Annotated in this window: 17 protein-coding genes; 5 read left to right on the forward strand and 12 right to left on the reverse strand. The window is 65.1% G+C overall.

Annotated features, from left to right (window positions below; translation table 11 throughout):
- Nucleotides 1–2 precede the first annotated feature (2 nt).
- Nucleotides 3–644 (forward strand): M15 family metallopeptidase, encoded by a 642-nt coding sequence (locus ACVN90_RS09580; RefSeq protein WP_475101880.1) that lies wholly within the window; start codon nucleotides 3–5, stop codon nucleotides 642–644.
- A 358-nt stretch (nucleotides 645–1,002) separates the two neighbouring features.
- On the opposite strand, the gene ACVN90_RS09585 is transcribed toward ACVN90_RS09580, so the two are convergent.
- From ACVN90_RS09585 to ACVN90_RS09595, 3 genes are read right to left on the reverse strand one after another with little or no spacing between them, the layout of a single operon-like run.
- Nucleotides 1,003–2,754 (reverse strand): ThiF family adenylyltransferase, encoded by a 1,752-nt coding sequence (locus ACVN90_RS09585; RefSeq protein WP_475101881.1) that lies wholly within the window; start codon nucleotides 2,752–2,754, stop codon nucleotides 1,003–1,005.
- The gene (locus tag ACVN90_RS09590) at nucleotides 2,751–3,740 is read right to left on the reverse strand and encodes an SMODS domain-containing nucleotidyltransferase (protein ID WP_475101882.1); all 990 of its coding nucleotides are present in this window, start codon (nucleotides 3,738–3,740) and stop codon (nucleotides 2,751–2,753) included. The genes ACVN90_RS09585 and ACVN90_RS09590 overlap by 4 nt, the downstream gene beginning before the upstream one ends.
- Entirely contained in the window at nucleotides 3,737–4,810 is a 1,074-nt protein-coding gene (locus tag ACVN90_RS09595; RefSeq protein ID WP_475101883.1) for a CBASS cGAMP-activated phospholipase, read from the reverse strand. The genes ACVN90_RS09590 and ACVN90_RS09595 overlap by 4 nt, the downstream gene beginning before the upstream one ends.
- Nucleotides 4,811–4,847: 37 nt before the next feature.
- Between ACVN90_RS09595 and ACVN90_RS09600 the strand changes: the two genes are divergently transcribed.
- The 4 genes from ACVN90_RS09600 to ACVN90_RS09615 all read left to right on the forward strand — a co-directional run bounded on the left by ACVN90_RS09600 (nucleotide 4,848) and on the right by ACVN90_RS09615 (nucleotide 11,948).
- Nucleotides 4,848–5,726, forward strand: a complete 879-nt coding sequence (locus ACVN90_RS09600) for a DNA methyltransferase family protein (RefSeq protein WP_475101884.1) — start codon at nucleotides 4,848–4,850, stop codon at nucleotides 5,724–5,726.
- Nucleotides 5,701–9,051 carry a DEAD/DEAH box helicase gene (locus ACVN90_RS09605; RefSeq protein ID WP_475101885.1) on the forward strand — a complete coding sequence of 1,117 codons (3,351 nt, stop codon included), beginning with the start codon at nucleotides 5,701–5,703 and terminating at the stop codon, nucleotides 9,049–9,051. The genes ACVN90_RS09600 and ACVN90_RS09605 overlap by 26 nt, the downstream gene beginning before the upstream one ends.
- A gap of 1 nt (nucleotide 9,052) precedes the next feature.
- On the forward strand, nucleotides 9,053–10,105 hold the full coding sequence (locus ACVN90_RS09610; RefSeq protein ID WP_475101886.1) for an Eco57I restriction-modification methylase domain-containing protein: 1,053 nt from the start codon (nucleotides 9,053–9,055) through the stop codon (nucleotides 10,103–10,105).
- A gap of 184 nt (nucleotides 10,106–10,289) precedes the next feature.
- A complete protein-coding gene (locus ACVN90_RS09615) occupies nucleotides 10,290–11,948 on the forward strand; it encodes a competence protein CoiA family protein (protein WP_475101887.1) in 1,659 nt (552 codons plus the stop codon).
- Between the two features lie 96 nt (nucleotides 11,949–12,044).
- Here the strand turns inward: ACVN90_RS09615 and istB are convergent, their stop codons facing one another.
- The 9 genes from istB to ACVN90_RS09660 form a co-directional block, all read right to left on the reverse strand.
- On the reverse strand, nucleotides 12,045–12,833 hold the full coding sequence (gene istB / locus ACVN90_RS09620) for an IS21-like element helper ATPase IstB (RefSeq protein ID WP_475101888.1): 789 nt from the start codon (nucleotides 12,831–12,833) through the stop codon (nucleotides 12,045–12,047).
- A complete protein-coding gene (gene istA / locus ACVN90_RS09625) occupies nucleotides 12,833–14,038 on the reverse strand; it encodes an IS21 family transposase (RefSeq protein ID WP_475101889.1) in 1,206 nt (401 codons plus the stop codon). Before istA ends, istB begins: the two co-directional genes overlap by 1 nt.
- A gap of 193 nt (nucleotides 14,039–14,231) precedes the next feature.
- The gene (locus ACVN90_RS09630) at nucleotides 14,232–15,530 is read right to left on the reverse strand and encodes a hypothetical protein (RefSeq protein ID WP_475101890.1); all 1,299 of its coding nucleotides are present in this window, start codon (nucleotides 15,528–15,530) and stop codon (nucleotides 14,232–14,234) included.
- A 9-nt stretch (nucleotides 15,531–15,539) separates the two neighbouring features.
- Nucleotides 15,540–15,809 (reverse strand): hypothetical protein, encoded by a 270-nt coding sequence (locus tag ACVN90_RS09635; RefSeq protein WP_475101891.1) that lies wholly within the window; start codon nucleotides 15,807–15,809, stop codon nucleotides 15,540–15,542.
- Between the two features lie 90 nt (nucleotides 15,810–15,899).
- Complete coding sequence (locus ACVN90_RS09640) at nucleotides 15,900–16,289, reverse strand: sulfate permease (RefSeq protein ID WP_475101892.1); 390 nt, start codon at nucleotides 16,287–16,289, stop codon at nucleotides 15,900–15,902.
- Between the two features lie 148 nt (nucleotides 16,290–16,437).
- Nucleotides 16,438–19,896: a MobF family relaxase gene (mobF, locus tag ACVN90_RS09645; protein ID WP_475101893.1), complete on the reverse strand. Its 3,459-nt coding sequence runs from the start codon at nucleotides 19,894–19,896 to the stop codon at nucleotides 16,438–16,440.
- Between the two features lie 100 nt (nucleotides 19,897–19,996).
- Nucleotides 19,997–21,118, reverse strand: coding sequence for an alpha/beta hydrolase family protein (locus ACVN90_RS09650; RefSeq protein ID WP_475101894.1), 1,122 nt, complete (start codon nucleotides 21,116–21,118; stop codon nucleotides 19,997–19,999).
- Nucleotides 21,119–21,181: 63 nt separating this feature from the next.
- Complete coding sequence (locus ACVN90_RS09655) at nucleotides 21,182–22,147, reverse strand: MAB_1171c family putative transporter (protein WP_475101895.1); 966 nt, start codon at nucleotides 22,145–22,147, stop codon at nucleotides 21,182–21,184.
- Nucleotides 22,144–22,608, reverse strand: coding sequence for a hypothetical protein (locus ACVN90_RS09660; protein WP_243073688.1), 465 nt, complete (start codon nucleotides 22,606–22,608; stop codon nucleotides 22,144–22,146). The genes ACVN90_RS09655 and ACVN90_RS09660 overlap by 4 nt, the downstream gene beginning before the upstream one ends.
- Nucleotides 22,609–22,634: the final 26 nt, after the last annotated feature.

The raw sequence follows: 22,634 nt of genomic DNA on the forward strand, positions 1-22,634 counted from the left end.
GCATGATCCCCACAGCAACCGCGCCGTCGAGAACCCGGCGCGTCGCACGCCGCGCGATGAGCGCTGTTCTCGTCGCTGCGCTCGCGCTCGTCGGCGTCGCCGTCTACCTAACCGCATCCGCCGCCGTCCCGCTCGGGCACGCTGCGGGCGGCGGGTCGAACGTCGTCGCTCCTGACGCGCCGGACGGTGACGTCACCCCCGAGGACGGACTGCTTCCCGATGGTGCCACCGCGTTCGACGACGACTACCCCGGTGTCGCGCGCCTGTCGCCCGGCCTGCGGGGTGCACTGCAGCGCGCATCCCACGACGCCGCGGTCGACCATGTCGCGATCGGCGTCAACAGCGGGTGGCGCTCCGCCGAGTATCAGGATCGGCTGCGGTACGAGGCCGTAGCCCAGTACGGCTCGGAGGAAGAGGCCGCGCGCTGGGTGGCGTCGTCCGAAACCTCGGTGCACGTGGCCGGCGACGCCGTCGACGTCGGCTCGTACGATGCGGTCGAGTGGCTCGCCCGGCACGGCGCCGCTTACGGGCTGTGCCAGACCTACGGCAACGAGGCGTGGCACTTCGAGCTCCGCACCGGAGCGATCGAGTCGGGATGCCCCGCACCTTATGCGGATCCGACGCAGGACCCGCGCCTGCAGTGAGTCCGCAGGCGGAGAGAAAACTCTCGAGCAAGACGAAAGGCCGCCCGGATCGGGCGGCCTTTTCGGTGGACCTGAGGGGACTCGAACCCCTGACCCCCTGAGAGGAGTGCATGAGATCCGAATCCTTTCTGTTGTTGCGACTTGTCAGTCGTTAGAAGGGATTCTACGTCTCGAGCGCCTCCGGCTGGACGTCCACATTCACGGTTGATTCGGGTTCGTTGGGGTTGAAAAGAGCGAGTAAAAGGCGACCACAGCTTCATCGCCCGCGGAGTGCCGCCCGCTTCGACTGGAGCGCGGCGCTGTTGCCGAGCCCGAGTCGGGTCCCCCCGTCGCCGAGTCGCTCAGGAGCTCATTGACCTTACGGGAGTGCCGCGACGAAGCGGTGAGGTGGGCCATCGCCTGCGAGGGGAAGCGCGACGAGGTGGGTTCCCGCGACATCTGTGCCGGCCGCGTTGAGGTGACTGCCCAAGAGTGTGGTGAGCACTCCGGCGACCGCGGCAAGGTCGGCGGCGGATCCGTGGAAGGTCGGCACGGAGCACCCGCGGGTCGGGGTCAGTTCGTCCCCGGAAAGCGGGTCAGCCCACAGCCGGTGATACAGCTCGAGTTCGCCGTCGGCGGTCACCACTCGGCCCACGGCCGCATCGACCGCGGACGGAATATCGGACGACGCCGACGGACAGATCGTCAGAATGCCCAGCGTGCCGGAAGCGACGTCGGTGGCCGCCTGCGCAATCAGGGCACGTCGGCCCTCGACGGCGATCAGGCTGTCGAGGAGCGCGGTGATGGCGTTGTTGACCGTTGCATCGACGACCAGGTCCGATTGGAGTGCCCCGGCAATGTCATCGGGGAGGATCCCCGTCGCGACGCGCACATCGACATCGTCACGGAGTGCCGCGAGACGGATCGCAAGCGCGTCAGCCTTGGTTCTACCGATGTCTTCTTCCTCGTAGTTCTGGCGGACGAGGAGGCCGCCAGTGACCACCCCTGGATCACAGATCGTGATCTGGCTGGCGCCTGCACGCACGGCGAACTCGGCGATCCAGGAGCCGAGCCCGCCGCAGCCCCACACATGCACGGTCTTGCCAAGGAACCCGTTCACGGGACGGTCGGCGTCGCGACGAGTTGTAACGGATTCGCGTTCGTCAGACATGTTGCACCATTCGATCGGGATGTCGATGTCGAGCTTCGTGGGGTCGAGGTCGACGAGTGTCCCTCGCATGCGACCGACGTGACGGAGAGCATCGGCGACGAGCGCGGGAAGCCTTCCACACAAGAGATGGGGTGCCCCGCCTGCTGGGTGCGGAACGGCAAGAACGAAGTACTGCTCGGTGCCAGTGGCGTTGCGCATGGCGGCTGCGATGAGCGTCGTGGTGATGGCTGGGGAGATCGCTGGAGCGGTGCGAAGTGCGCCCAGGGGTCGGGCGGCGTCGGCTGCATATCGGGGGTAGTCGGCGAGCAGCAGGAGCTGTACCAGGGACGAGCTGGCGCCCAGCGGGAGATCCGAGGCCAGGGAAATCACTGGCGTCGCGTGACCGTCTTCGCGTGTGAGGATGAGGTCCAGGCGCTCGTCCGTCCGGGGCGTAAGCCATCCGAGGGACGCGGCGGTCGCGGGCAGGTTGGCCCGCGCGACGATCGTTGGTGTGCCGGGTGCTCGGTGAAGCACGCCACCGACAGCGTGGTACATCGCGGCCGAGGCATCGAACTCCCCGCCCGCGGCCTCGCCCAGCCACTGCCAGAGCCGGTCAAGCGTTGCAGCGATGCCATCCAGAGGGTGCCACTCGCGGGATGGATCCAGGTATATACAGATCCGGCGGCCCTGCAGCACGTGGGGGAAGCCGAGGAAACGGAGGTGTGGGACCTCGACGCTGGGCGCGGCAAACGGCGTGTCCGGGATGCGCAATGTGAACGGCTCCCAGTCACCGAGGTTCAGCCCGCCGTCAACACGGACGATGCCGGCCGTGGCCACGGAAACCTCGACGAGCGCGTCGCCGTTATCGAGAGTGGCACGTCCGGCGCGCAATTCTGTCGGGCGGTCGCGCGCAAGCTGCTTGAGCCCGCCAAGGAGTTGGTGCTGCCAAGGCGTGCATGCCTGCGAGCGTTTTCGGGTCAACCGGCGCGCCCCGAACGTCCCGTGCTCGTCGTAGCCGGCGCCGCCGGCGTGAACTTGGGTGCAGTGGCCGGAGCGGGCGCGTGGAAGGCATCGCCGAACAGACCCTGCCATTTCTTGACGCTGCTGTCCTTGTCGGAATCCGTGTATGCGTCGTTGATCTCGGCAGCGTGCTTGTGGATGCGGTCGCGGAAGTACAGGTACGTGTTCTCATCCCAGCGATGATCGAACGTGACGCCGGAACCCGACGGGTCGGCAATCGATGGCTTGTACGGCCGAGCCTGGAGCCACGTGTCGAGGTCGTTGACGATCGTCCGCAACGCGGTGGGGAGGTCGCTGTAGCAGCTGGGGTTGAGGATCTTGCTCAATTCGTCGACCCGCTCCCCCAGCAGAGTGGTCAGGAGGATCGATCGGGTCCCCGTGAAGGAGTTCTTGTGATCGCGAAGGTACTTCATCAGTCGAATCACCTTCCGGAGATTCCCCTGCGCGATTGCGTCCTTCTCCCGCATCCACTTCGTGAAGCCTTCTGGCCTGGTGTCCTCCCAGTCATCGTCATCCCGGTTGACGATGACTTCACGACCGTTGCTGAGGATGAGGTGGGGGACGATGTCGACGTGCATGTCGTTGGCGTAGGAGATCCGAACGCAGCGGCACTTGCGCGTAGGGTTCATCTTCGCGTAGACGGGGTGGCGACGAAGCGCGGTGTACACCTCGTCGATGTAGGTCTTCGGTGTCAGCGACCACTCTGCGTCCTCGTCCATGTTGAGCATGAAGTCGGCGTCGAACTCTTTGCCGTTTAGGGGCCGGATGATCGTTCGATGGGCCCACGAGCCCTGCGGTGACTTGCCAGTGATCTTTGGCCCGACGACCGCGTCGGCTCTCAGCGCGGTGTAGATCGCAGTGACGCGCTCCTCGAGCGAGTCGAGCTTGTACTGCGGCAGGTTGACGGTGTCCTTCAGCAGGACGTCGAAGTGGTCAGCGAGTTTCATCGGGAGCCCCCAGAGCTCGAAGTAACGGGCACGGAAACAGAAGGAAGGTAGGCGGCCGCGGTGTGAGCGGCAAAGTGGTCCTCGAAGACGGGGCTGAGGCGACGGCTGGCCGTGCTCGCCAGGCCATATACGTCCTTCGGGTCAGCGGCATCCAGGGCGAACGCTCCGCGAGGAGTGGGCGTGTCGAACCGCACGTAGTTTGCCTTGCCAATCAGATGTTCGGCGATGCCCTGCCCGCCCCGGCTGCTCGCGTTCAGGATGGTCCCTGCTGCAGGTCTCGCCCACCCTAGGAATCCAGCGTTGTCGAGCTGCTTGCTGTGCGATGCGTCGGGTTCCATGGTTCCGACGTTCAGCACGCGCAGGTTCGACAGATCTGCGCCCAGCATGCTCGTCGCCTCGGCGACGGCTATCACCGACGGGTTGTTCGCCCACACACCGCCATCGATGAGTCGGAGCCCTTCCACCTTTGCGGCGGGGAAGTAGAGCGGCGCGGCCGCCGTCGCGTTCGCTACATCCACCATGGACATCTTCCAGTCGCGCCTTAGGCGGGGGTGGTGAGGGGTCTTGAATACGTGGACGCTGCCGGCTTGAACATTCCATGACGGAATGAGCAGTCGCTTCCGGCTGTCCCCAAGGCGCAGCGACCCGAAGACATCGGCGAGCGCGGCCCGCAGGGCGACACCGTCGTACATCGGTCTGAAGACTTGACGCGGCCGCGCCCACCACCGCCGACGGGCAGGAGGGAAGACCGTCGCGACGAGACGTTCGTAGTGCTCGACGATTTCGCGCGGGCGCATACCCACACCGAGCGCGAGCGCGATGATCCCTCCCGCCGAAGTCCCCGCGATCAGATCGAATCGATCAGCGACGGAGACCCCGAGGTCGTCCTCGAGGTCGGCGAGCACGTATGCCGTGAAGAGTGCCTTCGCCCCACCGCCATCGAGCGCCAAGATCTGCAGCGGTCCGTCCCAACGGCCCGCGGCGACGGCAACGGGCGCACCCTCAGCATGGTGGTCCGATGTGGATTCACCACCACCTTCAACTGGCTCAGCTGGAGGAATTACATCCATGTAACTAAGATACGGTCGGCCTCCGACACTGCCGGCGGTGATCGCGTACAGCGAACTCTCGTTGCCCATCGAGGCTTCGCAAGGTTCGCCGGAATTCTCCATCGAGGGGTCTGCGCAGGCAATGGCACCATCGCCTTCCCTTGCGCCCGCGCGGTACGCGGGGCCACGTCCTGGGGGCGTTGTACTCTGGCGTGAGCCGGTTTCGTTGCTCGAACTACGCGGACTGCCGGGCAGGGCGGCCACTTTCGGAGCAAGCATGGGGACACGAGTGACACCGACGATCATCGAGGAGCGGGCGGTGAAGTCACGGCATCGCGTCAAGGCCTACGGCGAGGTGTTCACCCCTCGGCACATGGTCGACCGCATGCTCGACCTGGTGCGCGAAGAGCTCGAAACCGGGCCCGACTTCGTCGACAAGACCTTCCTCGAACCTGCTGCCGGCGATGGCAACTTCCTCGTCGCGATCCTGCATCGCAAGCTCCGCGCGATCGAGAAGCGGCGTCCCGTCGCGTCGTGGTCGCACGAGTCACTGTTCGCGGTCGCCTCGATCTACGGCATCGAGCTGCTCGAAGACAACCATGAAGATGCCCAGGCGGCCATGCTCGCCGAGTTCGTGCGATTCCACACACGACACGACACGCCCTGTGGTCCCGACACCGACCTGGTGCGCGCGGCCGAGTTCCTGATCGACGCGAACGTCATCCGGGGCAACACGCTGACCGAGCGGGACTGGCGCGGCGACGAGATCCAGTTCTCGTGGTGGACCCGTGTCCCGAGCAGTCCTGGCATGGTGCAGCGCGAGCCGTTCTCGCTCGCCTCCCTGCGAGAGAACAACGGTATTGATTTCACGGTCTACGACACCTACGCGGTGTGCCGAATCGATCACGTCCATGAAGAAGCGAGAGCCGGTGGCTAGCCCCAACATCAGCACTTTCCGCGAGGTCGTGCCGTACATCTACTCGTGGAGGACCCCCGACATCCCGAAGTATGACGGGTGGGAGAAGATCGGGTACACCGAGCAAGAGTCTGCCGAGAAGCGGATCGCGCAGCAGGCCGGTCAGCTCAACATTCAGAAGATTAAGGTCTGGGCGTACCGTGCGGCGTTTATGACCGAGGATGGTGGGACGTTCCGCGATTCGGACTTCCACGCCTTCCTCAAGCAGCAGGGCATCGAGCGCGAGTTCGACCCTGCAAGCACACCGAGCCGCACGGAGTGGCACAAGTTCGCCGGCGCCCCCAAGCCGAGTCAGCAGTACTTCTTCGAGTTCGCTTCGAAGTCCTTCACGACGCCACGCGGAGTGTCGCAGGATGACTACACGCTGCGCCCCGAGCAGCAGCAGGCGGTCAGCCAGGCCATCGAGGCGTTCGGTCCTGACGGCGCCAGTGAGGTGTTGTGGAACGCGAAGCCGCGGTTCGGCAAGACGCTGACGACGTACGACCTGATGGTGAAGATGGACGTCAAGCGTGCCCTGATCGTCACCAACCGCCCGGCGATCGCCAACTCGTGGTTCGACGACTACCAGCGCTTCATCGGCCACAAGACGACCTACCAGTTCGTTTCCGACTCTCCGTCGCTCGCTCAGCGCAACCCGATGACGCGCGAGCAGTGGAGGGCGTATTCGCTGGAGAACGTCGATCGCGATCCCCGCATCATTGAGTTCGTGTCTTTGCAGGATCTCAAGGGGTCGAAGTACTTCGGCGGGTCCTTCGACAAGCTCAAGCACGTCGCCGACTTCAAGTGGGACCTCCTCGTCATAGACGAGGCGCATGAAGGTGTCGACACGACGAAGACGGATGTCGCGTTCACACAGATCAAGCGCAGCCATACTCTGCATCTGTCGGGCACGCCGTTCAAGGCGCTGGCGTCAGGACGTTTCGGCGCCGACCAGATCTTCAACTGGACGTACGAGGACGAGCAGGACGCCAAGGCGTCATGGACGGATGCTTCGATCGACAATCCGTACACGCAGCTCCCGACCCTCAACCTGCTGACCTACCAGCTCTCCCGGATGGTGACCGACCGGCTCGCTGAGGGCGTCGCGCTCGACGAAGATGCGGGGAACGTGGACTACACGTTCGATCTGGCGGAGTTCTTCGCCACCAAGGACAACGGCTACTTCGTGTACGAAGCCGACGTGGCGCGGTTCTTGGATGCGCTGGCGACGCAGGAGAAGTACCCGTTCTCCACCCCGGAGTTGCGAGATGAGATCAGGCACTCGTTCTGGCTGCTGAACCGGGTCGCGTCCGCGAAAGCGCTGGAGCGGATGCTGAAGAAGCACCACGTCTTCGGCGACTACACCGTTATCCTCGCCGCGGGTGATGGCCGGCCACACACTGAGGAGAGCGACGGCCTGGATGAGGATGCCGACGACTCGGTATCCGTGGGGAAGTCGCTCGACAAGGTCCGTGCCGCCATCGCGAAGACGGAGGCCGAGGGCGGCAAGACCATCACGCTGTCAGTGGGTCAGCTCACGACGGGCGTCACGGTGCCGGAGTGGACCGCGGTGATCATGCTGTCCAACCTGTCCTCACCCGCGCTATATATGCAGGCAGCGTTCCGATCGCAGAACCCCTGCACGTTCACCCGCGGCGACAAGGTGTTCCAGAAGAAGAACGCGTACATCTTCGATTTCGCCCCCGAGCGCACACTGACGATCTTCGACGAGTTCGCGAACAATCTCGCCCCGAACCCGCCTGTCGACGCCGGCGAGCGCAGGGAGAACATCCGCCGACTCCTGAACTTCTTCCCGATCCTGGGTGAGGACACCGAGGGTCGGATGATCGAGCTCGACGCCGCGCAGGTCCTCACCTTTCCCCAGGTGTTCAAGGCCCGAGAGGTCGTTCGCCGGGGCTTCCTGTCGAACCTGCTGTTCGCCAACGTGTCGGGCATCTTCCGAGCCGTCGAGCACTTCCAAGACATCCTCAACCAGCTCCCGGTCGCCAAGGAGAACAAGGCGAAAAAGGGCGAGCATGTCGACGTTCCGATCCCGCCGCCGACCACCGACACGGCCGGCAATGTGCAGGTTGACGTCGGCACCGTCATCAACCCGAAGATCGCACAGCTCGGCAAGCCGATCTATTCAGACGACGACGTGCCATCGCTCGACCCCGAAACGACGAAGGCGATGGATGCTGCCAAGCGGGTCGCCGCAGTCGTCACCGAGAGGGCACGCGAGACACGGACGAAGGTCGCGGCCGAGTACGGCATGACCGCCAAGCAGGTCGAGAACGACGAGAAGGCCACCGAAGCGCACGTGAAGGCCAAGGTCGAGCGCGCCTACGTCGACCATCAGATCGCCGTCCACCACATCGAAGCCGAGTCTCGGAATGCTGCGACCGAGGCCGAGTTCATGGCCGTCGAGGAGAAGAAGGCCGAGGCGAAGGCCGATCTCGACGCGCAGATCCTCGCGATCTTCCACCAGACCCTCGACAGCGTCACGGAGACAGTCGTCACACGCGAGGAGACGAAGAAGGCCCAGTCTCAGGCGAACAAGACCATGGATGCTGCCCGCGACCATCTCCGCGGGTTCGCGCGCACAATACCGATGTTCCTTATGGCCTACGGGGATCGCGACATCACCCTCACCAACTTCGACGACTACACACCCGATGACGTGTTCGCAGAGATCACCGGCATCACCGAGGAAGACTTCCGCAAGCTCCGCGACGGTCGCGACATCACCGACGAGAAGACGGGCGAAGTAACCCGGGTTCCCGGTCTTTTCGACGAGGCCGTGTTCAACCAGGCGATCCAGGAGTTCTTCAACAAGAAGGACGAACTCTCCGACTACTTCGACCCGGCGCTCACCGAGGACATCTTCGCGTACATCCCGCAGCAGAAGACGTCGCTGGTCTTCACCCCGAAGCCGGTTGTGCAGCTAATGTGCAACACACTCGAAGCGGCTAACCCGGGCATCTTCTCCGATCCCGACAAGACGTTCGCCGACCTGTTCTCCACCGCCGGCCTTTTCCTCATGGAGCTCGTCCGCCGACTCGACAAGGGCTTAGCGGACTCCATCCCCGATCAGAACGATCGGTTGCGCCACATTCTTACGCAGCAAGTGTTCGAGATGAGCCACAACCAGATCCTCCACGCGATCACGCTGGAGGCCGTCAGCGGCGGCGTCCCCGAGCGTCGAGCCTGGCTGGAAGATTCCGGACACTTCCGAGTCGGGGACCTCGCCCGAATGACCGCTGATGAACGCGAACGCGTCGTGGCCGAGATGCTGGGAGACAACTGACATGCCCAAGAAGTTCGCTGTTGTGATCGGGAATCCTCCCTACCAGGAGGAGGCCCAAGGTGAAGGCACCCGCGACACCCCGATCTACCACCGGTTCATGGACGCCGCGCACGAGGTCGGCACCAAGGTCGTGCTCATCACGCCCGCTCGTTTCCTCTTCAACGCCGGCTTCACGCCCAAGGCATGGAACGAGAAGATGCTCTCAGACGAGCACCTGACAGTGCCATATTTTGAGCCGGACTCAAACCGGCTGTTCCCGAGCCTCACGGACCCCATTAAGGGCGGCATTGCTGTCACCTACCGCGATTCGGACAGCAAGCTCGGACCCATCGGCTTCTTCACCCGACACCCGGAGCTCAACGCGATCCTGCACAAGGTGCTTGAGTCGGGAGCGCCGTCAATCGCGAGCGAGGTGTCGAGCGGTCGCGCGTACGCGTTCACGAAGGAGATGCATGATCAGCACCCTCATGCCGCGAGTGTCATGTCGAGTGACGCACAGTTCCGCGTAAGCACCAACGCTTTCGAGCAGCTCGGGTTCCTGTTCCACGACAACCCCCCGGAAGACGGCGGAAAGTACGTGCGCGTCCTCGGCGTCATCAGGAACCGTCGTGCGTTCCGGTGGATACTGAGCGAGCACATTGCCGGGCCCAATTCTTTGGAGAAGTACAAGGTTGCTGTCCCAGCGGCAAACGGGTCGGGGTCGACGACTGACTTCTTCGGCGTTGCGCTGAACAAGCCGATCGTGCTTGAACCGGGAATCGCGGTGACGCAGACATTCATCACCATTGGCTCGTTTGAGTCCGAAGCCGAGGCGCAGGCGTGCCTGACCTACGTAAAGACCAAGTTCGCAAGGACGATGCTAGGCGTGTTGAAGATCACGCAGCACAACCCGGCAAAGGTGTGGCAATACGTCCCCAACCAGGACTTCACCTCGGCCTCGGATATCGACTGGTCGAAATCGATCCCCGAGATCGACGCGAAGCTCTATGCGAAGTACGGCCTAGACGAGGCCGAAATCGCGTTCATCGAGTCCCACGTCAAGCCGATGGATTGACCCATTCGCGGCGGCGAGCCGCCGATCGAGCAGTAGTGATGTGTGGGGCCCACGATGGCGTTCGAACGGCAAGCGAACGCTCAAGCGGCTCCACACGACGCTCGCGCGTCTGGCGATGCACGTAACCGGATGCCCACCGCCGGGGTAGATGACGGGTGTCCTCGCTCGTCGCTATTGTCGCGTCATGTTGCATGATCCACTTGAGGTGGCGGCGTTCACGGGGAGCGGCGAACCCAGGCTGGTCTTCGCGAGGCTCAATGACGACGTGATCGTCTACATGCCCGATGGTGACGCAGTGGCGTTCAAGGAACGTCGGCTCGCTGGCGAGGTGTTCCGTTGTGTGGTCCCCGGCTGCGAACGACCGACTCTCAGTGTGGTCAATCGTCGGGGAAGGAAGCGAGATGGGTTCTCGCATGGCAAAGGCGCAGGCAACCATGGGATGGGGCTCTCGCACCTACAATCACAACTGCTGATTGCCGATTGGCTGAGGACGAAGTACCCCGGGCTACGGGTCGAGTTGGAAGCGACCACCGAAGATGGCCGCCGGCGCGCAGACGTGATGGCTACAGCGTCGCTGTCTGGTAAGAAGATCGCGTTCGAGGTGCAGTACGCGGCGATCACTGCGGAGGAGTGGACTGCCCGACACGAGTCATACCGGGATCTAGGCATAGTCGACATCTGGCTCTTCGGGCACGCGGGAGATCAGATGCGCAAAGGAACCGACATCGGAAGTGTCGCACTCAACTACGCGCAACGTGCCGCCGCGGCCGCGGGGCTGCCAGTTCTGTGGATCAATCCGGAACTCGGACTCATCGCCCACGCCACGGTCAACCCGTACTCAGAGGAGCAGCCCGGCGCCCGAGTACTCGCCAACAACTGGTCTGGTCGGCTAGAGATCGAGCCACTAGACGAGTTCTTCCTGACCGCGGAACGGCAGTTCATCTCCAACAGCATCGTTACGCTCATGCGAACCGCTGAAAGCATCGCCGAAGCCGCCGAGCGTGCCCGCCACGCAGCGGAAGAGAAGGAGCGTCAACGGCAGGAGCGGAATGACAGGTTCATGACGCGGATGGAGAGCCGGCGAAGGGAGCATGCGAAGGCGCATTCAGGTACGCCACTCGACGCAAGAGTCCGGACCGAGTTCGGCTCCTACCCGGTCTGGCTGACGCATACGCCGACCTACTCCAAGGGAGTGATCCACCTTCCGGTGCCGCCGGTGCTGTGGCAGTCACGGCTGTACTTCAACTACATCCATGGAAAGCCCGAGGGACACCGGCTCAGCGTGCTGGCGATGCAGCGAGAGCTCGAGGGAATGGATCCCGACGTTCGTCTATCGGAGGAAGCGATACGGAGTTGGTTGAGCCTGCTGACACTGCACCAACTCATTCGCGAGAAGCGGCGGCCCGGCGACCTATGGACGAAGTATGAAGTGGGCGCGCGACGAGGGGAGAAGACCCCGGCCGCGCCGCCCACCTACCTTTCTGTCCGTGAGTTGCGAGACCGCGGTGCCGTGGTGCCCCCCAACCCGCGTACGTCGAGTGGGCTGACGGCGTGCGTCGTGTGTCGATCATGGTTGAAGGCGCGCGAGTCAATCCGTCTTGGCTATCACGTCGCGTGCGCTGCACAACTCGCCTCGGTCCTCGCCATGAGCGTAATCCAGGAACCGGACACTCAGTCAGGCACGCCGACTGCCCCGCTTGCACAGGGGAATGTGAGCAAACAGCAAGACCCCGCTGGAAACACGTCGAGTGGCGAACGGAAGATGCGTCGCCCCCAGCAACAGCAGATCTGGATGGACGCGGACGGACGGCTCCGGATCACGCCTCCGCCGTCCGCGCCATAGGACCGCATTAGCTCGCAAGCCTCACCAATTGTCGACGACGGTCCAAGGTGAAGCCAGAACGACGCTCGAAAATGAGGCCACCTGGTTGTCGTTTCGTTAGTCTGCCGGATCCTGTGTCTTGATGCTTGGGAGGCTGTCGATGCCCCTGCCGCGGAGTCGGTAGCTGGCGCCTTTGAGGGTGAGGACGTCGGCGTGGTGAACGATCCGGTCGATCATCGCGGCAGCGACCGCCTGGTCCCCGAAGACACCACCCCAGCCGGAGAACGGCAGGTTGCTGGTGAGGATCAGTGACGCGTGTTCGTAGCGGCTCGAGACGAGCTGGAAGAACAAGTTGGCGGCGTCTTGCTCGAACGGGAGGTAGCCGACCTCGTCGACGATGATCAGCCCGTAGCGGCGGAGCCGGGCGAGCTCGCGGGGCAGGTTGCCCTGCCGGTGCGCCTCAGTGAGGCGGGTGACCCAGTCCGTCGCGGTCGCGAACAACACCCGGTGGCCGTGTCGGGCGGCGACGATCCCGAGCGCGGTCGCGAGGTGCGTCTTCCCTGTTCCGGGCGGGCCGAGCAGCACCACGTTCTGCGCCTCGAGCAGGAATCCGCCGGATGCGAGGGCGGCGATCTGCTGGCGGGCGGTGGGCTGCGCGTCCCAGTCGAAGTCCTCGAGCGTCTTCCGCGCGGGGAACCCGGCCGCTTTGATCCGCAGCTCCGCGCCAGAGGCGTTGCGCGCGGAGACTTCGCGTTCGAGGATCGCGGCGAGGTAGTCCTCGAACGACCAGCCGGCATCGCGGGCTTGGTCGGCCATCCGCGCGGCGGCTTCGGTGATCCGGGGCGCTTTGAGTGCGCCGGCGAGGTAGGTGATCTGCTTCACCGACTCAGTGCTCTTCGCGCTCATCACGCCACCCCGCTGATCCCGAACGCGCGGTCGTAGTCAGCCAGATCCCGGCTGAGGTCGTCCGCCGCGGCGATCGGTCGGGGCTGCTGGAACAGTTCCCGCAGTCGCTTCGCGGTCTCAACATGGACGGGGTCGGTAACGGTGCTGCCGCGCGCCCAGACCCGGGCGTGGTCGGCGACGATCCGCCCCTCCAACCGCACTCGGACCCGCTCCAGGTCGGCTGCGACATCGACGAACCTGCTGATCGCCGCCGGGTCGACGGAGTAGTCAACGGCATCCAGACGCACGTAGTAGTCCCGTCCCAGACGGACCCGTTCCCGCCAGCCCAGCTGCAGCGGAACCGGCGGCAGCGGCAGCATCCGGGCCCGGTCATGCTCGATCAGATCCACCGGGCGCGCCTTGATCGTCCGCACCACCCGGGCGTTCGCTCGCTCCAGCCAGTCGGCGAGCTGCGTGTTGAAGTCCGCGGGCGAGGTGAACGAGCGGCCGGGCATGAACGAGGTCTCGAACCACCCGTTGCGGCGCTCCACGATCCCCTTCGACTCCGGATCGTAAGGCCGCAGCTGCACGACCTTCGTCGCAAGCGTGCCGGCGAACGCGGAGACGCCCTGCGCGAGCCGCCCCTTCTGCCCGATCCCGGGCTCGTTGTCCCAGATCAGCCGCCGCGGCACCCGACCCAACTGCTGGATCAGCTCCCACGATCCGAGCAGCAGGTCCTCGGTCTTGCGGGTCGGGATCATCCGCGCCGTCACGAACCTCGAATGCGCGGCCACGATCACCAGCACCGGCAGCAGCACGCTCGACCCATCCTCGAGCGGAATCTTCCGCGGAGGGAACCACAGATCACACTGCGCCGCATCACCCGCCGCCCAGATCAGCCGGTCCGCCGGGTCAACCGGGCGATGCTCCGGCCGCAACCGCCGCACGTTCTCCCGGAACCAGGTGATCGACCCGGACCACTCCAGCCGCTCCGCGATCACCGTCGCCGGCATCTCCGGATGCTCCGCCAGCAATGCTCGAACTCGCGCCTCGAACGGCGTGAACGACGTCGGCACCGGTGGTCGCTCATACTTCGGCGGCCGGTCCGACGCCAACGCCCTATCGACCGTCGACCGGCCGATCCCCAGCTGCCTCGCGACTTGCCGCCTCGGAACTCCGTCCGCGACCAGCCGCCGAATGACCGCCCAATCTTCCACCGAGATCACCCACCCAATCTGTCTGGGTGGCCTCGTTTTGGCCCGTCGTTAACGCGTCAGATTGGAGCGTCGCCGACACCAATGGCGCATGTCCGCTGGGGATCCAGATCGCACGGCTCAGCCCAGCCTCCCGCGAAATAGTCGCCGAGCCCAGCAGTGGGCGCCATCCGGCAGTGCTACCAGACGGATGGCTTGCTGGGTGCTAGAGCGACCTTGCTTCCGAACAGGAAACGCGCCTTACGTCCCGATCCGAGACGCGATGTTGCGCGATGCCAGCGAGCCTTGGCTGAACCTGCCCCAGAATCTGTCGCAACCCCGCGCGGTCGATGGCGCGTTCGGTGCGGGCTTCGAGGACCTCGACCAGAGCGGCGTGAGCGACGATCAGTTCTACCGGCATCCTCACCTTCCCCGAACGCAGTCGCATTGCGTTCTCAAGCCTTGCTTCCTCGAGCAGTCGTAGGCGGTTCCTCCGGACGTGCGCTTCAATGTCCGCACGCAGCTGCTGTGCGCGTCGCTCACGCTCGGCAGCGGCGATGTTTGACCTCGCGCTACGTACAGCGGCCGCGACATCCCGGCTCGTCAGCAAATCCACACGCTTCATCCGATTGGTGACTATCTCCACCGCGCGAGCCCACACGGCCTGCTCGACGTCGACTGGCGGCAGACCCATGCGCGAGCGGGTGGCCAGGAAAGCTTGCGCGAAGTCGCGGACTCGATCGCCATGCGTCAACATGTGCTCTGTCAGCCTCTGCGTGAGCTGAGCGAACTGCCGCAGTCGCTCCGACAACGCCGGGTCGTCAAAGTAGGCAGCAGCCACTCGATCGTTCGATCGGCGCTCAGCTGCCGTGGTGCGATGCAGCCGCTTGGGTGGCAGGCCCGCTCGCTCGAGGCGGTGTGCGAGTCGTTTGGCAGCGCTATTTTTGTCGAGGTCGGCACGGTACTTCTCAGGATCGTTTCGTCGCTTCCGCTGAATCTCGGCGGTGCGCTCTTTGTTCCGGTCCGCCCAGGCCTTTCGCGCCGCCTTCATCTTTTCGGGTGCGGAATCGCGCCAGATCGTCGCCCGCTCGTTGAGTTTCTCCCGATGTGTCCGGCGGTAGCGCTCGAGGTACTCGGTCACCTTGTCGGGGTTGGCGGCCTGCCAGCGGCGGTGGTACTCCCGGACGTGATCAGGGTGGGCTTCCTTCCAGCGCTTCGATGCCTCGTTCGATCGGCGGCGCTTTTCGAGCAGTTGACGTTTGCGCACAGCCGCTCGGCGCATCGACTCGCGGTTCAGCTCCCTCGACCGTTCGACGTTCTCGGCCCTCCATCGGCGGTTCAGTTCGCGCACACGCTCCGGATGCGCTTCTTTCCAGCGTCGCGCGGAGTCAGCGTGTCGATCTGGATGAGCCTGCCGGTATCGGCGGTTGCTCTCGCGAGCGCGCTCGTTCGCGCTCGCATCCTGGTCGTCGGAGTGCTCTTCCCGTTCGGCGGGACGCGAGGCGTCGCCCGATGCGTCGGCCACCTGCCCGGCCTACTCCCCCGTCGGCTCTGGCGCGAGCTCGATGACGAGTTCGATGAGCTCCGCGCGATGGGCGGAAGGATTGGTGATCACGCGACCGACGGCGGCTCTCACTTCGTCGAGATCCTCCGACTCGAGTACTGTCACTGGCTCCAGGCAATACTCGATGTCGTTCTGCAAGTTGTAGTCGCCGTCGTCCACGGCGATCTCGGGGTAGTAGAACAACGACGCGAGCGCCGTCCTCTGCAGAAGCTCATCGAACTGCTCTTGGGGCAAAGTCATGCGACACCTCCGAGAATCGGGCACCAGCCTGTGCACAAGACTGGCCCGAAGAGGAGGTGCGCACATCGCCCCGCGCGGTGCGCAGGAGAATCAGTGCAGAACTCGAGAGGGCGCCCGCGTCATGCGCTCGAGCGGGACTCCGTCGCTCATGACAGCCACGCGCGTGAGGCGACGGATCTGAGCTTCGCGCATCCTCACGCGCAGCAGGCAGACGAGGCTGGCCGGCCCGACGGCGACGAACTTGAGTGCGTTCCAGAGGAACAGCAGGACCAGCATGTTGAGCCATCCAGCGGCGCCTTGCTCCACGAGTCCCGCGCAGAGCACGGCCGCGAGGAAATAGAGCATCGCGATGAGCATCGCCGGCACTCCCCACTTCAGGCCGCGGCGAGTGAAGATCGCGGCGAGAAGGATGTTGGTCGGCATGAACCGACGCAGAAAGGTGCGGAGACGGATGCTGAGCATCCAGATCGCTCCGAACATGCGGCTGCCCTCCATACGTTCGGCAACAAGAACCTGGAAGGACTGGCCGACGGCCCGTCATACCGCCGCAACGAGCGGCGGCGCATTAGAGGTTGCCTGGTGAAAGGGTATAACGGGCGCCCGACAATGGAAAGACCACCACGGACCACTACCGGCTGGGCGCCGCCATCCTGTGAGCACTCCCCCTCGTGCCGGAGACCTGGTCAGATGCGGCGCTGGCCAAACGTCGTGCAGCCTCGATCGCGGCACGAGCGCGGACAGCATCCCGCTCCTGAGCGCTGCTCGTCGGAACGCCGCCGAGCGGACGGTGGCCGGTAATCGCGTACCTGTCGCGATAAGCCGCGACGACGCGAGCCTGACGAATCCACGCCGCACGGGCGGACCCGTGTGGCTGGACGCCGAGTTCGACAACCCACGCGTCGCGTCTGGCAAGTGCGCTCTCGGTGAGACGCCGAGCTCGGTGCTCCATGAGCGTCTTCCGCTCGTCCAGCGCGCCGCGCATCTCTGTGGTCATCGGCCCGAGAGCCTCTGGGATGAGCCCCGCGATCAGCCGCGGCGCCTTACGCCCGAAGTTGCGCTGCGCAGCCGCGCGCGCGACGGTCTTCTCGAGGCGAGACAGAAGCACTGCCGCGAGGTCGCCCGCCCCGTCGAAACCGCGCGACCGCACAAGCGCAGGGAAGAGCTGCTCCACATCGTGGTGATCGGCCTCGGCGCGGCGAAGCGCAGCAGTGAGTGGACCCAAGGCGTCCGAGTCGAGTACCCCGGAAGCTTCAGCGCTCGCGAGCCCTGCGGTCTTGATCAGAGCGATCCAGCGGTCGCGTTGCGCTGCAGCTGCGATGGTCTCGTACTCCGCACCGAGGTGGGCGATGGATCCCCAGCGGTCCTGCTCGGCAGCTATCGTCTCGTGGGCGGAGAGCTCCGCGCCTACATGCTGAACCACGGCGTGGAGCACTGTCCGAGCGGTCACATCGATCGGATCGCCGGGGTGCGGTCCCCCGTGTGCAGTTTCCGGCCGGTCGACGGCGACGTAGGCGGTGTTCGCCTCGCGTCCACGCGTCATGGCGACGTAGAGGCTTTCGCGCGTCATCCCGGACCGCACGAGGACGTGAGCCGTGTCGGTTGTGATCCCCTGCGCTCGGTGGGCGGTGATCGCGTACCCCAGGTCGACGTGCTCGGCGGCATAGGCAGCGGGCAGTGCCACCGTTGCTCCCCACGCCCGGCTGGTGCGGCGCACCAGCATCCCCCCGTCACGGCGCAGCCCGACGACACTCCACCTGTCCCCATTGCGCACCCACGTCCGTCCCGCGCGCAGGGTGCGGTCGTTGCGCCGCGTGAGCACGACGTCGCCGACCGCCGCAGCGGTGCCCGCGTGCAGTGTGACTTCGTCCGGTCCGGTGACCTCACCGTCGAGGATCCGCTCGGCGCGAGCGCGTACGTTGAGCGCTGCAACGGCGTCGTTGGAATCCGCAACGAGGACGCTCGACTTGCCGCGACGCACATCGTCGCGCCATTGCGCGTATGCCGCGTCGATCATCGCGTCCGAATCGCCCTCGACCAGTCGGCCGTGCTCCGCGTAGGCATCGATCACGTCGACATCGCCATTGCGCAACTGGACAGATGCCTCCTTCTCCCAGCTGTGGACGAACCGATGGACGTCGACCAGCTCAGGTACGTCATCCCGATCGTGGACCAGTAGAGCGAATGCGCCGCCTGCGTCGACTGCCTGGAGTTGCGCGTGGTCGCCGACGAGCAGGACCTTTGCGCCAGCATCCGCCGCCAAGCGCGTAATGCGGTCCAGCGAGAGCGTGCCGGCAAGCGATGCCTCATCGACGATCACCAACTGCCCGGCCGCGAAGGCATCACCGTGGATCAGATGGTTGGTCCACCACTTGGCGGTGTTCTCGGTCGGGATGCCGAGCTCCTCAGCGAGCACATGCGCGGCGCCCGCCGAAGGTGCGAGCCCGACGACGGAACCGCGACCGTAGCTCGCTTCCCAGGCGTCGCGCAGTGCGCGCATCGCCGTGGTCTTGCCGGTGCCTGCCGCTCCGACAAGGAGATCGACGCTGCGGCCCGATCTGACGATGCGGTCGAGCGCCTCACTCTGGTCGGAGCCGAGCGCAATGCGGTCGCGCCCTGCCGATCGGGTCTGCACGGTCGGCATACGCGGTGCGAGAGTGTCGCGGGAGCGGTCGAGCAGCCGCGCCTCGGCCTCGAGAAGATGCTCGGCCGTGAACACGGCGCTGCGGCGCGCACGGAAAACCGAAGATCCGTCGGCGTGCTGGAACTCGAGCGGAGTTGCCGCGATCTCAGGCGGCGACAGTCGCAGAGACGCATTCTCCGCCGCATCGGCGACGAGCTCGACCACCGCTTCGCGATCGGATGCTGTTGCGAATCGCATCGGCATGGTCTGGCGTGCAGCCTCGGCGACGAGGTTCCAGCGGCGCCACGTCGTCCGCTTGTCGGCGACGGTGATCATGACGCTGTCGCCGAGGGTCGCTAGCTGCAGGGACGAGAGGTCTGTTGCACGCATCAGCGTCGGTCCCACGCTGTCCGCGACCAGCGCGTGCGCCCACGATGTTGCCTCACGCCCAAGCGCGTTCGACGCACGGTCGCGCCATCCGGCCGTCAACGCGGCCAGCGAGTGCAATTGCTTCTCGGGACGTGTCGAAAGCGTCGCCTGCGCGCGCAGCTTCATGATCGTTGCAGCCGTGGGGCGGTGTCCGCGCGATGCGACATAGGCCGCGATGAGCCGATCGGTTTCGCCATCGATCGCATGCGCTCGAGTGGAGAACTCGTGGACGAGGTCCTCCGGCACGCCGACGATCGCCCACGTCGTGTTGCGGTCACGCCCGAGGTCGCGCGCCTCCCAGTCGATCCCGAGCGAGCGCGTGAGCTCATCGCTGAAGATCGCCTCGTGCAACTCCGACAGTGCAACGACGGCCGCGTGCATTGGTCTGCCATCGAGTGAGCGCCACTTGCCGTCGAGTGCGGTCTGCACTTTGTTGCTCACGACGACGTGGGTGTGCAGGTGAGGATCGCCTGCACGGCTGTCGAAGTGATCGAACGCCGTCGCGATCAGTCCGTGCACTCGGACCTGTGCAACTGCCCCGTCGCCTGCCGTTGCACCTGTACGGGTCATCGCAACCTCGCGTTCCATGTACGCAACCACATGTGCAACGGCGCGATGGTGCGCACGTGCGATGAGCGCCTGCGTGTCTGCGTCGGCAACGGCCCACAGCACGCTCGCTGACTTCGGGATCGAGAACGTAAAGTCGTAGCCGGCTACCGCGCGCTGACGGGGCCCGCCCGCGTGCCCTTCCTTGCCGTACTGCGGGTAGGCGCGACCCAGGGGCTCGCCGGTGACCGGGTGCCGTCCCATCCCGATCAGCAGTTGCAGCTGTGCTTCGCTGACTGTGTCTCCCTCGCGGATGCTGGAAGCCAGCGACCCCAGACCGGCACCCATCCATCGGCCCGGCGGGGTGCCCTCCGCGCTGTAGTAGCGCGTGAGCGGAGTGGAAAGCGAGCGGTCTCCGTCGCCCGCGGCGACGGAGCGGAGCAGGTACTTGTAGCCGTCGCCGGCACTCATCACCCGCATCGAGACCGTCACCGCGCCACCTCCGCTGTTCACGAAGAAGGTGCGCGCCCTCGATCTGCAAGAGGCGTGGCCGCTTTGATGGTGGGTGAGTCCTGGAAGGTCGCGGGATCCGTCAGGCCTTGGGGAGCCGGGCAGACAGCCAGGAGGAGACGGTGGCCTGCCAGCGCCTGGGATCGGAGTTCCAGGTCATCGTGTGGCCGGCATCGAATTCCTCGAGGCGGACCATGTCGGCGCGGATGCCTGCGAGCCTGCGGGAGACGTTGACTGGCGCGGAGTCATCACGTGCGCCGTGGAGGACCAACGTCGGTGTCTCGAGCTCGTGTGCGCGAATTGTCCAGTTGAGCGAACGCAACGGGATGGATGCGGGAAGACCGATGGCGCGTGCGAGCGGACCCAGCGCGAGCCAGGGCACCGCGAGCAGTCCGGCAGCGGCAGGCAGACCGGCACGTGCACAGTTCGCCTTGACCGTTGCGATCCAGTCGAGAACTGGAGACTCGAGGACGAGCGCTTTGATCAGCGGCGACTGACGTGGGTCCGCGGCGAGCTGCAGCGCAATCGCCGCGCCCATCGACCATCCGAAGAGCACAATGCGTTGCGCACCATTAGCGATGGCGAATTGCACGGCTGCGGCGACGTCGTCGACCTCGGTGGCTCCGAGAGTGGAGCGTCCCGTACCTGCCCAGGGTCCGTCGCCGTCATTCCGAAAGGTCACCACGAGTGAGGTGTAGCCGAGCGCAGCGGCGACTTGTGCTCCGCGCAACGGCCCGGAACGTGGACTGCCGAGTCCGTGGATGTGAATTGCCCAGGTCTCCGGATCGTCGCCCTTGATCAGCCAGGCAGGGGCGGTGCCTGCGGGAGTCGGAAACTGCACGTCTGCGGCGTCGAGACCAGCCTCAGTTGGCGTAGTGAAGTAGATGCCGCTCCACGAGACTCGATCACCGATCGCCGGTAGGAGACCGGCGGAGAGCTTCGTCGCTCGACGCGCAACCAGGCCGGGCCCTCGCTGCTCGACATCCTCAGAGAGTTGCGCCCATCCGCCTCCTTCGAACAGGAGGGTGTACGAGCCGCGGGCGGTCGTCTGCCGCGTCTGGTCGAGCACGACCACGACTGCGCCTTCATCCCTCTCGACATCCCGGATCGAAAGATTGAAGGTTCGGGGCGCGGGTGGAGCCGTCAGCCGACGGGCTATGACGGCGCCGACGCCGAGCGCCGAGGCTGCGGCAGCACTGAGCATCCATCCCAGCGTTCTCGGTGTGCGCACTCCCATGCCCGTTCTGTTGTCGGCGACGAACCAGGCTCATCGCATATCTGAGCCAAGCAGATGGGCCTCAGCTCGTTCCAGCAGGTGACGGTCTTCGTTGGTCGGATCGAACTCGACGCGTGGGTCGATCATCGCGTCTCGAATCTCCACCACCTCGCGATGGAGTACTGTCTCGGGATCCTCAAGTCGAATGGCAGTGGCGTCGCGCTGGCTGAGTCCGGGTCGGACTCGAGTCGCGGCATCCCACAGCGGCGTGAGCTGCTCGACAAAGCTCTGCGTTCGCGTCAGCCTCCTCCGCTCGCCGATGTAGCGAAGGGCGGGCTGACCCGCGAGGCCGATACAGAGGAAGACGAAGGTGAGGAGGAAGAGCGGACCGTACAGGCTGCCCGCTGCGACCATCAGCTGCAGATTTCCGGTGAGATGCGCGATGTCCATGACGATCACAACCACGCTGAGCGAGACGCCGAGCACGGCGCCAATGATGAGCGATCCGGCCGGAATTCGCTGCACACCAGTGCGGAGCCGGAATTGACGGATCGCGACCGTCGCCATGGCCGCGACCACGACGCCGTAGTAGGTGAATTGAATGATGGAGTAGGCCGCCGCTGCCGGTTGTTCCCCGAGGTCCAGCATGAAGTTCGTCGTTGTAGAGCCCGTGTCGATCAGGAGGAAGGCGATCACCAGGCCGGCGAGTGCAACGACAAGCGTGGCCGGTCCGAGGGCGATACGAACAGGTAGCGGACGGTACTCGGCCGCCTTCGTGATGCCACGACCGAGGAAAAAGACGCCGATCATCAGTGCGGCGTCAGCGATCAACGTCCCAAGGTTCGAGCCGCCGAGAAGCGCATCCACAGGCGCATACACAGCGTCGACGCTGAGCGTCATGGCGATCGCGATCGTGATCGCAGCGTACGTGATGCTGCGCTCCGCCCTTCGGCGGCGCAGGATCAGCAGACTGATGACGAGTACCCACATCAGCGACGCGATGACGGCCTGAATCATCCGAAGATCTCCAGGTAGCGAGACTCTGCAAACGCCGAACCTCTGATCGCGGCGGCCAGATGGTCGGCGAGCGACTCCGCTGCGACTTCACTGTCGCAATCCAGGTCCTGGCGGGCGAGGAGGCGACGACGCGTGTGCGGCGGGATGTCGGGAAGCAGGAAGTCGTCGACAGAGCAATCGTCGTCGTCGCCGTGGCCGAGGATCATGTGCGCGAACTCGTGCAGCACGAACTGCTGCCGGTGAAGGATCGAGTCGCTATGTGCGTGGAGGACGAGATCCTCCGAATCCGTGATCAGCCACAGGGCGCAGATCCCGTCGTGTTCACCGAGGTCGGCGAGCTCGACGATTCGAAGTGTTCGCTGCCGGCGCTTCTGGAGGACGCTGACCAGTTCGTCGAAAGTGAAAGCGCTCCCGAGCGCGAGGTCTTCGACGGCCGTCGACACGGTCTGTTCGATGTTCACGTGTCTCACTCCCTTCCGGGAGCGTG

The organism is Microbacterium sp. F01 (assembly GCF_056156365.1).

What these genes read in the sequence shown, in the direction of transcription:
- ACVN90_RS09580 (WP_475101880.1), top strand. Translation starts at nt 3, where the DNA reads ATGATCCCCACAGCAACCGCGCCGTCGAGAACCCGGCGCGTCGCACGC.
- ACVN90_RS09590 (WP_475101882.1), bottom strand. Translation starts at nt 3,740, where the DNA reads ATGAAACTCGCTGACCACTTCGACGTCCTGCTGAAGGACACCGTCAAC.
- ACVN90_RS09595 (WP_475101883.1), bottom strand. Translation starts at nt 4,810, where the DNA reads ATGGATGTAATTCCTCCAGCTGAGCCAGTTGAAGGTGGTGGTGAATCC.
- ACVN90_RS09605 (WP_475101885.1), top strand. Translation starts at nt 5,701, where the DNA reads ATGAAGAAGCGAGAGCCGGTGGCTAGCCCCAACATCAGCACTTTCCGC.
- ACVN90_RS09610 (WP_475101886.1), top strand. Translation starts at nt 9,053, where the DNA reads ATGCCCAAGAAGTTCGCTGTTGTGATCGGGAATCCTCCCTACCAGGAG.
- ACVN90_RS09615 (WP_475101887.1), top strand. Translation starts at nt 10,290, where the DNA reads ATGTTGCATGATCCACTTGAGGTGGCGGCGTTCACGGGGAGCGGCGAA.
- istB (WP_475101888.1), bottom strand. Translation starts at nt 12,833, where the DNA reads ATGAGCGCGAAGAGCACTGAGTCGGTGAAGCAGATCACCTACCTCGCC.
- ACVN90_RS09635 (WP_475101891.1), bottom strand. Translation starts at nt 15,809, where the DNA reads ATGACTTTGCCCCAAGAGCAGTTCGATGAGCTTCTGCAGAGGACGGCG.
- ACVN90_RS09640 (WP_475101892.1), bottom strand. Translation starts at nt 16,289, where the DNA reads ATGTTCGGAGCGATCTGGATGCTCAGCATCCGTCTCCGCACCTTTCTG.
- ACVN90_RS09650 (WP_475101894.1), bottom strand. Translation starts at nt 21,118, where the DNA reads ATGCTCAGTGCTGCCGCAGCCTCGGCGCTCGGCGTCGGCGCCGTCATA.
- ACVN90_RS09655 (WP_475101895.1), bottom strand. Translation starts at nt 22,147, where the DNA reads ATGATTCAGGCCGTCATCGCGTCGCTGATGTGGGTACTCGTCATCAGT.